Annotated in this window: 10 protein-coding genes; 6 read left to right on the top strand and 4 right to left on the bottom strand. The window is 62.1% G+C overall.

Annotated features, from left to right (window positions below; all coding sequences use genetic code 11):
• Positions 1-17: 17 nt before the first annotated feature.
• The 3 genes from OPU96_RS10585 to tkt all read right to left on the bottom strand — a co-directional run bounded on the left by OPU96_RS10585 (position 18) and on the right by tkt (position 4,411).
• Positions 18-1,181 carry a phosphoglycerate kinase gene (locus OPU96_RS10585; protein ID WP_192299916.1) on the bottom strand — a complete coding sequence of 388 codons (1,164 nt, stop codon included), beginning with the start codon at positions 1,179-1,181 and terminating at the stop codon, positions 18-20.
• Positions 1,182-1,198: 17 nt separating this feature from the next.
• A complete protein-coding gene (epd, locus tag OPU96_RS10590; RefSeq protein ID WP_192299917.1) occupies positions 1,199-2,254 on the bottom strand; it encodes an erythrose-4-phosphate dehydrogenase in 1,056 nt (351 codons plus the stop codon).
• 159 nt (positions 2,255-2,413) lie between these two features.
• Positions 2,414-4,411: a transketolase gene (gene tkt, locus OPU96_RS10595; protein WP_192299918.1), complete on the bottom strand. Its 1,998-nt coding sequence runs from the start codon at positions 4,409-4,411 to the stop codon at positions 2,414-2,416.
• A gap of 259 nt (positions 4,412-4,670) precedes the next feature.
• Here tkt and OPU96_RS10600 point away from each other — a divergent pair, with 259 nt between their 5' ends.
• From OPU96_RS10600 to OPU96_RS10620, 5 genes are all read left to right on the top strand, one after another.
• Positions 4,671-5,666 carry an ArsR/SmtB family transcription factor gene (locus OPU96_RS10600; protein WP_192299919.1) on the top strand — a complete coding sequence of 332 codons (996 nt, stop codon included), beginning with the start codon at positions 4,671-4,673 and terminating at the stop codon, positions 5,664-5,666.
• 19 nt (positions 5,667-5,685) lie between these two features.
• Entirely contained in the window at positions 5,686-6,876 is a 1,191-nt protein-coding gene (metK, locus tag OPU96_RS10605; RefSeq protein WP_192299920.1) for a methionine adenosyltransferase, read from the top strand.
• Positions 6,877-7,094: 218 nt separating this feature from the next.
• Positions 7,095-7,445, top strand: a complete 351-nt coding sequence (locus OPU96_RS10610) for a hypothetical protein (RefSeq protein ID WP_192299921.1) — start codon at positions 7,095-7,097, stop codon at positions 7,443-7,445.
• A 95-nt stretch (positions 7,446-7,540) separates the two neighbouring features.
• Entirely contained in the window at positions 7,541-9,205 is a 1,665-nt protein-coding gene (gene ligB, locus OPU96_RS10615) for an NAD-dependent DNA ligase LigB (RefSeq protein WP_498559064.1), read from the top strand.
• A 38-nt stretch (positions 9,206-9,243) separates the two neighbouring features.
• A complete protein-coding gene (locus OPU96_RS10620) occupies positions 9,244-9,639 on the top strand; it encodes a DUF1090 domain-containing protein (protein WP_192299923.1) in 396 nt (131 codons plus the stop codon).
• Positions 9,640-9,645: 6 nt separating this feature from the next.
• Here the strand turns inward: OPU96_RS10620 and OPU96_RS10625 are convergent, their stop codons facing one another.
• Positions 9,646-10,095, bottom strand: a complete 450-nt coding sequence (locus tag OPU96_RS10625; protein ID WP_226454533.1) for a c-type cytochrome — start codon at positions 10,093-10,095, stop codon at positions 9,646-9,648.
• 130 nt (positions 10,096-10,225) lie between these two features.
• Between OPU96_RS10625 and mltA the strand changes: the two genes are divergently transcribed.
• A complete protein-coding gene (gene mltA, locus OPU96_RS10630) occupies positions 10,226-11,410 on the top strand; it encodes a murein transglycosylase A (protein WP_226454534.1) in 1,185 nt (394 codons plus the stop codon).
• Positions 11,411-11,509: the final 99 nt, after the last annotated feature.

Here is an 11,509-nt window from a genome sequence, read left to right on the forward strand (position 1 = left end):
TTTCCGGATCACGCGCCTTAGCCTTTGGCCCGTGTTTCCAGCACTTCAACCGCTGGCAGGACTTTGCCTTCGACGAACTCGAGGAACGCGCCACCCCCGGTAGAAATGTAGGAGATCTGATCAGCAACGCCATATTTATCGATGGCCGCCAGGGTGTCGCCACCGCCGGCAATCGAGAACGCCGAGCTCTCAGCGATGGCCTTGGCCAGCACCTTGGTGCCGTTGCCGAACTGGTCGAACTCGAATACGCCGACCGGGCCATTCCACAGGATGGTCTGGGAGGCTTTCAGCAGTTCGGCGAAGTTGGCCGCGGTTTGCGGACCGATGTCCAGGATCATGTCGTCGGCAGCCACGTCTGCGATCAGCTTGACGGTGGCTTCGGCGCTCTCGGCGAATTCCTTGGCGACGACCACGTCTACCGGCAATGGCACGCTGACTTTAGCGGCGATGGCGCGGGCGGTGTCGAGCAGGTCCGGCTCGTACAGCGACTTGCCCACCGGGTGGCCGGCGGCGGCCAGGAAGGTGTTGGCGATACCGCCGCCAACGATCAGCTGGTTGCAGATCTGGCTCAGGCTGTTGAGCACGTCCAGCTTGGTGGAGACTTTGGAACCGGCAACGATGGCCGCCATCGGTTGCGCCGGCGCGCCCAGGGCCTTGCCCAGTGCGTCCAGTTCAGCGGCCAGCAAAGGGCCCGCAGCGGCGACTTTGGCGAACTTGGCCACGCCGTGGGTCGAACCTTCGGCACGGTGAGCGGTGCCGAATGCATCCATCACGAACACGTCGCACAGCGCTGCGTATTGCTGGGCCAGTTCGTCGCTGTTCTTTTTCTCGCCCTTGTTGAAGCGCACGTTTTCGAACAGCACGATGTCGCCGGCTTTAACGTCGACGCCAGCCAGGTAGTCAGCCACCAGCGGCACCTCGCGGCCCAGGGCCTTGCTCAGGTAATCGGCTACAGGCTTGAGGCTGTTTTCGGCGGAGAACTCACCTTCGGTCGGACGACCCAGGTGGGAGCAGACCATCACGGCCGCACCTTTTTCCAGGGCCAGCTTGATGGTCGGCAGCGAGGCCAGGATTCGCGCATCGCTGGTGACAACACCGTCCTTGACTGGGACGTTGAGGTCTTCGCGGATCAGTACGCGCTTACCTTGCAGATCGAGGTCGGTCATCTTCAACACGGTCATGGGTCGCAGTTCCTGAATTACTGTTGAGGTTGTTTGGAGGCGATGTGCAGATAGTGTCCTGCAACATCCAGCATGCGGTTGGCAAAACCCCATTCGTTGTCGAACCAGGCCAGGATGTTCACCAGCCTCGGGCCGGAAACGCGGGTCTGGCTGGCATCGACAATCGCCGAATGCGGGTCATGGTTGAAATCACAACTGGCGTGGGGCAACTCGGTGTAGGCCAAAAGGCCTTTGAGCGGGCCGCTGGTGGCGGCGTCGCGCAGGATCCGGTTGACCTCCGTCGCATCGGTGTCGCTCACGGTCTGCATGGTGATGTCCAGGCAAGACACGTTCACCGTCGGCACCCGTACGGCTTTGGCCTGGATTCGCCCGGCAAGTTCCGGCAGCAGTCGCTCGATACCACGCGCCAGGCCGGTAGACACCGGAATCACCGACTGGAACGCCGAACGCGTACGACGCAGGTCTTCATGGTGGTAGGCGTCGATCACCGGCTGGTCGTTCATCGCCGAGTGAATGGTGGTGATCGACACGTAGTCCACACCAATCGCCTGATCCAGCAGGCGCAACAACGGCACGCTGCAGTTGGTGGTGCAGGAGGCGTTGGACACCAACAGCTCCGCACCGGTCAGGCAATCCTGGTTGATGCCGTAGACGATGGTGGCGTCGACATCCGCCTCGCTGGCCATCGGCTGGGAAAACAGCACACGCGGCGCGCCGGCGTCGAGAAAACGCTGGCCATCGGCACGGGTGTGATAGACACCGGAACACTCCAGCACCAGGTCGACGCCCAGTGCTTTCCAGTCGATGCCTTCGGGGGTGGCACTGCGCAGGACCTGCACGCAGTTGCCATTAATATGCAGACAATCGCCCTCGACCCGCACTTCGCCTGGGAAACGGCCGTGGGTGGAGTCAAAGCGTGTCAGGTATTCGACGCTGGCCATGTCGGCCAGATCGTTGATCGCAACAATTTCAAACCCGGCAGCCGCCCCTCGCTCGAACAGAGCACGCAAGACGCAACGACCAATGCGGCCGTAGCCGTTGAGTGCAACTTTGTAGGGACGCGGTTGAGGCATGGGGTTCTCGATTACCTTGGGTAGAGGGGTGACTGTTAGACCGCTTTCGCGAGCAAGCCCGCTCCCACATTTTGACCGCATTCTCATGCTGGAACTCGGTCAAGTGTGGGAGCGGGCTTGCTCGCGAAGGCGTCAGTACAGCCACCCCAATTTACAGCCTTAGTCTTCCAGCAGCTCTTCAGCCTGACCCAGGATGTTGTCCAGGGTGAAACCGAACTCTTCGAACAACGCTGGCGCCGGCGCCGACTCACCGTAGGTGGTCATGCCGATCACTCGGCCTTCCAGGCCCACGTACTTGTACCAGTAGTCGGCGTGAGCCGCTTCGATGGCGATACGCGCGCTGACCTGCAACGGCAGGACCGATTGCTTGTAGCTGGCGTCCTGGGCATCGAACACGCTGGTGCACGGGATCGAAACCACACGCACCTTGCGGCCTTGCTCAGTCAGCTTGTCGTACGCCTGAACGGTCAGGCCCACTTCGGAACCCGTGGAGATCAGGATCAGCTCCGGCTCGCCAGCGCAGTCCTTGAGCACATAACCGCCACGGGCGATGTCGGCGATCTGCGCGTCGGTACGCACTTGGTGTTGCAGGTTCTGACGCGAGAAGATCAGCGCCGAAGGGCCGTCCTTGCGCTCGATGGCGTGCTTCCAGGCCACGGCGGATTCCACCGCGTCGGCTGGACGCCAGGTGTCCAGATTCGGCGTGGTACGCAAGCTGGTCAGTTGCTCGACCGGCTGGTGCGTCGGGCCGTCTTCGCCCAGACCGATGGAGTCGTGGGTGTAAACGTGGATCACGCGCTTCTTCATCAGCGCAGCCATACGCACGGCGTTGCGTGCGTATTCCATGAACATCAGGAAGGTCGCGCCGTAAGGCACCAGGCCGCCGTGCAGGGACACGCCGTTCATGATGGCGCTCATGCCGAACTCACGTACGCCGTAGTACATGTAGTTGCCGCTGGCGTCTTCCGCCGTCACGCCCTTGCAGCCTTTCCACAGGGTCAGGTTGGAACCGGCCAGGTCGGCCGAACCGCCGAGGATCTCCGGCAGCAGCGGGCCAAAGGCGTTCAGGGTGTTCTGGCTGGCTTTACGGCTGGCGATGGTCTCGCCCTTGGCCGCGACTTCGGCGATGTAGGCCGAGGCTTTTTCCGAGAAGTCGGCAGGCAGGTCACCGGCCAGACGACGTACCAGCTCGTTGGCAAGCTCCGGGAACTCGGCGGAGTAGGCCGCGAAACGCTGGTCCCACTCGGCTTCGGTCGCCAGGCCTTTTTCCTTGGCATCCCATTCGGCGTAGATGTCGGCCGGGATTTCGAACGGGCCGTGGTTCCATTTCAGCGCAGCACGGGTCAGGGCGATTTCCGCGTCACCCAGTGGGGCGCCGTGGCAGTCTTCTTTACCTTGCTTGTTCGGCGAACCGAAGCCGATGGTGGTCTTGCAGCAGATCAGGGTCGGCTGTGCGCTCTTGCGAGCGGTGTCGATGGCGGTCTTGATCTCTTCCGGATCGTGGCCGTCGACGTTGCGGATCACCTGCCAGTTGTAGGCTTCGAAACGCTTCGGGGTGTCATCGGTGAACCAGCCTTCGACTTCGCCGTCGATGGAGATGCCGTTGTCATCGTAGAAGGCGATCAGCTTGCCCAGGCCTAGGGTGCCGGCCAGGGACGCGACTTCGTGGGAAATGCCTTCCATCATGCAGCCATCACCCAGGAACACGTAGGTGTGGTGGTCGACGATGTCGTGGCCAGGGCGGTTGAATTGTGCGCCCAGGACTTTTTCCGCCAGCGCGAAGCCAACCGCGTTGGCCAGGCCTTGGCCCAGGGGACCGGTGGTGGTCTCGACGCCTGGGGTGTAGCCGAATTCCGGGTGACCCGGGGTGCGGCTGTGCAGCTGGCGGAAGCTCTTGAGGTCATCGATGGTGACGTCGTAGCCGGTCAGGTGCAGCAGCGAGTAAATCAGCATCGAGCCGTGGCCGTTGGACAGCACGAAGCGGTCACGGTCGGCGAACGATGGATTGCTCGGGTTGTGTTTCAGGTAGTCACGCCAAAGTACCTCGGCGATATCCGCCATGCCCATCGGGGCACCGGGATGGCCGCTGTTGGCTTTTTGCACGGCATCCATGCTGAGGGCACGAATGGCGTTGGCACGCTCACGACGGCTGGGCATCGCTGATCTCCTGGGGTTTGAATAAAAAGAAACGGAAAAAAGGACCGGCATTTTCCCTCAGCCACCGCCTGCGGGCAATGACAGATAGTCACTTGAGCGGTTTTTCCTGCCCTTTGTGCGCCAATCCCTTGCAGAAATCGGCCACCCGTTCGTCTAAAGGCTGGAGTGCTTGCTTATGACCGCCACTTATCGATCAATATCAAAACTTTTTGATATTGACCTTGCGATGCTTTGCACCCGTCACTAGACTGCTGGCCTTATGAATCTACCCGTGCCCTCCCTGCGTCCCGATGACGGCGATGAACTGGCAGCCTTGTGCAAGGCCGCCGGCGATCCGTTGCGTTTGAACGTACTGCGCGCACTGGCCAACGACTCGTTTGGCGTATTGGAACTGGCGCAGATCTTCGCCATCGGTCAATCCGGCATGAGCCACCACCTGAAGGTGCTGGCCCAGGCCGAACTGGTGGCTACCCGCCGCGAAGGCAACGCAATCTTCTACCGTCGCGCCCTGCCCCACACCGACCTGCTCGGCGGCAAGCTGCACGCCGCCCTGCTTGAAGAAGTCGATGGCCTGAACCTGCCGGGCGACGTGCAAGCGCGCATCGCCCAGGTCCACGGGCAACGTGCTGCGGCCAGCCAGGACTTTTTCTCACGGGTGGCCGAGAAGTTTCGCGCCCAACAGGACCTGATCGCCGGTCTGCCCCAATACCGCGAAAGCGTACTGGCGCTACTGGACAAGCTGAGCTTCAGTGATGAAGCCAGCGCGCTGGAGGTCGGCCCTGGGGATGGCGGTTTCCTGCCAGACCTGGCATGCCGTTTCAAGCACGTCAGTGCGCTGGACAACAGCCCGGCGATGCTCGAACTGGCGCGCCAGCTCTGCGAGCGCGAGGCTTTGGGCAACGTCACGCTGCAACTGGCTGACGCGCTCAATGGCACAACCCTGCAGGCCGACTGCGTGGTGCTGAACATGGTCTTGCACCATTTCGCCGCCCCCGCCGACGCCCTCAAGCAAATGGCCGGGCTCCTGCACCCCGGCGGTAGCCTGTTGGTTACGGATTTATGCAGCCACAACCAGAATTGGGCCAAGGAGGCCTGCGGTGATCTCTGGTTGGGTTTTGAACAGGACGATCTGGCCCGTTGGGCCACCGCTGCGGGACTCGTTCCCGGGGAAAGCCTCTATGTAGGTTTACGTAATGGTTTCCAGATCCAGGTCCGCCATTTTCAGCGACCGGCTGGCGACACTCACCATCGGTAAATATCAGGAAAACATCGAGATGAGCGAATACTCCCTTTTCACCTCCGAGTCCGTGTCTGAAGGGCATCCGGACAAAATCGCCGACCAGATTTCTGACGCGGTGCTGGACGCCATCATTGCTGAAGACAAGCACGCCCGTGTGGCCTGCGAGACTCTGGTGAAAACCGGTGTAGCGATCATCGCTGGCGAAGTGACTACCACGGCCTGGGTTGACCTGGAGCAGATCGTCCGTGATGTGATCACCGACATCGGCTACAACAGCTCCGACGTCGGCTTCGACGGCGCGACCTGCGGCGTGATGAACATCATCGGCAAGCAATCCCCCGACATCAACCAGGGTGTCGACCGCGCCAAGCCTGAAGATCAGGGCGCCGGCGACCAGGGCCTGATGTTCGGCTATGCCAGCAACGAAACCGACGTGCTGATGCCAGCCCCGATCACCTTCTCGCACCAACTGGTGCAGCGTCAGGCTGAAGCGCGCAAATCCGGCCTGCTGCCATGGCTGCGTCCGGACGCCAAGTCCCAGGTGACCTGCCGTTACGAAGGCGGCAAAGTCGTCGGTATCGACGCTGTCGTACTGTCGACCCAGCACAACCCGGACGTGTCCTACGCCGACCTGCGCGAAGGCGTGATGGAGCTGATCGTCAAGCACGTGCTGCCGGCCGAACTGCTGAGCAAAGACACCCAGTTCCACATCAACCCGACTGGCCAGTTCATCATCGGTGGCCCCGTGGGCGACTGCGGCCTGACCGGCCGCAAGATCATCGTCGACAGCTACGGCGGCATGGCCCGTCACGGCGGCGGCGCGTTCTCCGGCAAAGACCCATCCAAGGTTGACCGTTCGGCGGCCTATGCTGGTCGTTACGTGGCCAAGAACATCGTGGCGGCCGGCCTGGCCGAGCGTTGCGAGATCCAGGTTTCCTACGCTATCGGTGTGGCCCAGCCTACGTCGATCTCGCTGAATACCTTCGGTACCGGCAAGATCAGCGATGACAAGATCGTCAAGTTGGTGCGTGAGGTCTTCGACCTGCGTCCGTACGCCATCACCACCATGCTTGACCTGCTGCACCCGATGTACCAGGAAACCGCAGCCTACGGCCACTTCGGCCGCACCCCTGCACAGAAGACGGTTGGCGACGACACCTTCACCACGTTTACCTGGGAAAAAACCGACCGCGCCAACGACCTGCGCGTCGCTGCCGGCCTGTAATCGCCCGCAGTACCCAAAGCCCTGCCGGGTTCGCCCGGCGGGGCTTTTTATTGCCGGATGATTCGCGGTGATGTTCACATTTTTTGGATCCAAACCTTGCAGGCCAAATAATGGCCCACTAGAATCCGCGCCCTCTCGGGCCTTCACCTTATTTGGATATTGCCTTGCGCCAGCCCGGGATTCATCCGCGCGCGAGCAATCGAACATTGAGGTTTTTCATGCGCATCTCCACGCTCGCCCCTGCTGCCCTTCTGCTCAGCCTGTTCGCCCTGCCTGCTCACGCCGGCACCGACTTGAGCGCACTGAGCGGCGCCCTGAGTTCCCAACTGGGCGGCAACTCCGGCGACTGCCAACAACACGCCAAAGACCTGCAAACCAAGATCGATGCCGCCGAAGCCAAGAACGACACGCTGTCCGTGAAGGCCTTCAAAGCAGCGCAGGACCAAGTCAACAAAGGTTGTGACAAACTCGCCGAAACCCAGGCCAAGGCCGACGCCAAGCAGCAAACCACCGAAGCCAAGGCCGACAAGAACGACGCCGTGAAAGCACTGGGCGGCCTGTTCAAGTAAGCAGAAACACCCCGTAAAAAGCCCCGCACCGTCGGGGCTTTTTTGTGGGCGTGTGGATCATTTAGGCTGGGTTCCCCTTCCGAGCAAGGATGCTCATGATGCGTTCAGTGATGGCTCTTTTACTCAGCATGTGCGCTTTTTGGGCGTGGGCCGAGGATTGCCCCGATGACGCCCGGACACAGATCAACAGCCTGTCCGCGCAGATCCGCCAGTGGGACGATAGTTACCACCGGCTCGGGCAGTCCCCCATCAGCGACGAGCTTTACGACCAGGCCCGCCAACGCCTGGCCCGCTGGCGCGAGTGCGCGCCCCAACCCACGGCGCCAGCAGACAACCCCCTGGCCAGTTCCCGGGGCACCCACCCTCACCCCGTCGCCCATACCGGCCTGGAAAAACTCCTGGATGAACACGCTGTCGAGGCCTGGCTGAGCACCCGCCAGGATATCTGGATTCAGCCCAAGATCGATGGCGTGGCTGTGACCCTGGTGTATCGCAAGGGCCGCCTGAGCCGGTTGATCAGCCGCGGCGACGGTCTCCAGGGCCAGGACTGGTCAGCCGCCGCACGCAGGATCCCCGGCATTGTCCAGCACCTGCCGGAGCCCATCGACCTGGTCCTGCAAGGTGAACTCTATTGGCGCCTCACCGACCATGTGCAATCGGTACACGGCGGGCTCAATGCCCGCAGCAAGGTGGCCGGGCTGATGAACCGCCAACAGCTGAGCGACGCCGACGCCGCCGGTATCGGCCTGTTTGTCTGGGCCTGGCCCGACGGCCCGGCCTCATTCAACGAACGCCTGAATACCCTCGCACACCTGGGTTTCACCGACAGCCAGCGCTACAGCCAGCCGGTCCGGAGCATCAGCGAAGCCGCGCACTGGCGCACTTATTGGTACACCCACCCGTTGCCCTTCGCCAGCGATGGGGTGGTACTGCACCAGGCACTACGCGCACCGGCCGAGCGCTGGAAAGTCAGCGCGCCTTACTGGGTGGTCGCGTGGAAGTACCCGGTCACCAAGGCCCTGGCACTGGTGCGCAAGGTGCAGTTCAAGATCGGCCGCACCGGGCGCATCACGCCGATCCTGGAACTGGAACCGGTGCGCCTGGATGACCGGCAGATCAGTCGCGTCAGCACCGGCTCATTGAAACGTTGGCAAGCGCTGGACATACGCCCCGGCGATCAGGTGTCCATCAGCCTCGCAGGCCAGGTGATCCCGCGGTTGGACGAGGTGATTTTGCGCAACACCGAGCGTGTCGAGGTGCACGCCCCCGACGCCGGCGCCTTTCACGCCCTCAGTTGCTGGCAACTGGACCCCGGTTGCGAAGAGCAATTGCTCGCCCGCCTCACCTGGCTCAGCAGTAATCAGGGCCTGGCGCTGCCCCATGTGGGCCGCGAGACGTGGAACGTATTGATCCAGGCCGGTCTAATCGCAGGCTTTCTCGATTGGTTGACCCTGGATGCGGCAGAGCTTGCTAACATTGACGGCCTCGGTGATCGCAGTCGCGCGCGAGTGCTCGACAGCCTGCGCAGCGCGCGACAACGGCCCTTTGCACAATGGCTCAAAGCCCTCGGCGTACCGCCTACGGCACGCAACAACCTGGAAGGCGGCTGGCACACCCTGGCTGCCAAAGACACCCAAGCCTGGCTGGCAACCGACGGCATCGGCCCCGGTCGCGCGGCGCAATTGAGCGCCTTTTTTCGCGACCCGCAGGTGCTGGCCATGGCTGAAACATTACGCGCGGCCGGGATCGACGGGTTTTGAACCCGCCCGGCCATCAGATTGCGACCTTGGAGCTCCACATGAAATTTCTCGCACCGTTTGCCCTGCTGACCGTCGCAAGCTTCATGGCCACGCCGTTGCTGGCCGCCGAAGACGCCCCGCAACTCACCGGCTGCGCCGCCAAGCGCCAGGCCATCAGCGCCCAGATCGAACAAGCCAAGGCCCACGGCAACAGCGCCCAGCAAGCCGGCCTGGAAAAAGCCCTGAGCGAAGTCACCGCCAATTGCACCGACGCCTCCTTGAAAAAGGAACGGGAAAACAAGGTACTCGACGCCAAGCACGAAGTCAGTCGCCGTCAGGCCGACCTCGACAAGGCCATGAAAAAAGGCGACGCGGACAAGATCAACAAGCGTAAGGACAAGCTTGCCGAGTCGCGTAAAGAGCTGCAGGACGCTGTGGAAGAGCTCGACCAGTAAAATCGCTTAGTGGTCGCGGAACTGCTTATGGCACGCGCTGCAGGCATCTTCGACTTTCTGCACCGCAGGCCCCAGGTTGCTGGCCTTGTAAGGCTGCACCTGGCTGGCGGTCACCAATTCACCGGTGGCCGTTTCAAGGTTGCGGGCCAATTCCTGGAATTGCGCCTGTTTCTGCCAGACATCATCTTTGGCGCTGCTATGGTCTTCTTCGCGCACGCTCGGAAAGTGCTTCCATGGCTCATGGGACAACGCGTCCAGCTTGACCGCACCTTCAGCGAATTTGGCGCCGTCGAACGGGATGCGCCCACGCAGCATGCCGCCCAGGTCTTCGCCGGTCTTGAGCATCTGTTTGAAGATCGCCTTGCGCTGGCCCAAGGGCGAATTCGGATCAACGCCGCCGCAGGCGGACAGTGTCAGGCAGGCCAGCAATACAACGGTCAATCGTTTAAAAGTCATGGTGGCTTCAGGGTCACGGGAAACGGCGGCCAGTATCCTCGCCCAGCCCACAAAGACCAATAGCCCTATTAATAATAAGGGTTGCCCAACAGGCGCTACGGCGCGGGCAATCGCTTCAGGAAATACGTGTATGAATATCACCCTCAACCCTTGGAGCCGCCGCCTGGCGTGGGCTCTACCGCTGATCGCGCTGCTTGCCGGTTGCGATGCGGGGAAAGAAACAGCCAAAGATGAAACTTCCAAACCCCACGCCGTGGCCACCTATGTGAGCGCGCCCTGGGAAGCCTTGCCGGCGGTATCCGACAGCGACCTGCTGGCCGGTTTTGAATCCTGGCGCAGTGCCTGCCAACGCCTCAAGGCCGACCCGATCTGGGGCGCGACCTGCGCCGCAGCGGCTACGGTGCCGGGAAATGCCGAGGCGGTACGCGGTTTTCTCAAAGAGCGCCTGGATGTCTTCGGCCTGCGTTCGGCCGACAACACGCCTAACGGCCTGATCACCGGCTACTACGAACCGGTCTACCCCGGCAGCCTGACCAAGACCGCCAAAGCCGACGTGCCGGTGTACGGCGTGCCGGATGACCTGATCATCGTCAACCTCGAAAGCATCTACCCAGAACTCAAGGGCAAGCGCCTGCGTGGCCGCCTCGAAGGCCGGGTACTCAAGCCTTACGACGACGCCAGTGCGATCAATGGCCAGGGCTCCACCGCCAAGCCGATTGCCTGGCTGACCGACCCGATGGACCTGCAATTCCTGCAGATCCAGGGCTCGGGCCGTATCCAACTGGCCGGCGGACGCCAACTGCGCATCGGTTATGGCGACCAGAACGGCTACCCCTACCGCCCTATCGGGCGTTGGCTGGTGGAGCAAGGCGAGTTGAAGAAAGAAGACGTGACCATGGGCACCATCAGTGCCTGGGCCAAGGCCCACCCGCAGCGCATCCCGGAACTGCTGGCGAGCAACCCCAGCTACGTGTTCTTCAGCGTGCGCCCCGACAGCAACGAAGGCCCGCGCGGTTCGTTGAACGTACCCTTGACTGCCGGCTACAGCGTGGCGGTGGATCGCAAGGTGATTCCGTTGGGCAGTCTGTTGTGGCTGTCCACCACCAAGCCGGATGGCTCGCCCATCGCGCGACCTGTAGCCGCGCAAGACACGGGCGGTGCAATCACCGGCGAAGTGCGTGCAGACTTGTTTTGGGGCACTGGCGCAGCAGCGGGTGAGCTGGCGGGGAATATGAAGCAGCAGGGGCAGATCTGGATGTTGTGGCCTAAAGGCGCAGCATTGCCACAAGTGCCGCAAGTCACTACCGGGAGCTGACAAGCGCTGAAGATCAAAAATGTGGGAGCGGGCTTGCCCGCGAAAGCGGCGTGTCAGTCAGCACATCTGATGCTGAACCACCGCATTCGCGGGCAAGCC

This window comes from Pseudomonas sp. RP-B7 (genome assembly GCF_059803535.1).

What these genes read in the sequence shown, in the direction of transcription:
- OPU96_RS10585 (WP_192299916.1), bottom strand. Translation starts at nt 1,181, where the DNA reads ATGACCGTGTTGAAGATGACCGACCTCGATCTGCAAGGTAAGCGCGTA.
- epd (WP_192299917.1), bottom strand. Translation starts at nt 2,254, where the DNA reads ATGCCTCAACCGCGTCCCTACAAAGTTGCACTCAACGGCTACGGCCGC.
- tkt (WP_192299918.1), bottom strand. Translation starts at nt 4,411, where the DNA reads ATGCCCAGCCGTCGTGAGCGTGCCAACGCCATTCGTGCCCTCAGCATG.
- OPU96_RS10600 (WP_192299919.1), top strand. Translation starts at nt 4,671, where the DNA reads ATGAATCTACCCGTGCCCTCCCTGCGTCCCGATGACGGCGATGAACTG.
- metK (WP_192299920.1), top strand. Translation starts at nt 5,686, where the DNA reads ATGAGCGAATACTCCCTTTTCACCTCCGAGTCCGTGTCTGAAGGGCAT.
- OPU96_RS10610 (WP_192299921.1), top strand. Translation starts at nt 7,095, where the DNA reads ATGCGCATCTCCACGCTCGCCCCTGCTGCCCTTCTGCTCAGCCTGTTC.
- ligB (WP_498559064.1), top strand. Translation starts at nt 7,541, where the DNA reads ATGATGCGTTCAGTGATGGCTCTTTTACTCAGCATGTGCGCTTTTTGG.
- OPU96_RS10620 (WP_192299923.1), top strand. Translation starts at nt 9,244, where the DNA reads ATGAAATTTCTCGCACCGTTTGCCCTGCTGACCGTCGCAAGCTTCATG.
- OPU96_RS10625 (WP_226454533.1), bottom strand. Translation starts at nt 10,095, where the DNA reads ATGACTTTTAAACGATTGACCGTTGTATTGCTGGCCTGCCTGACACTG.
- mltA (WP_226454534.1), top strand. Translation starts at nt 10,226, where the DNA reads ATGAATATCACCCTCAACCCTTGGAGCCGCCGCCTGGCGTGGGCTCTA.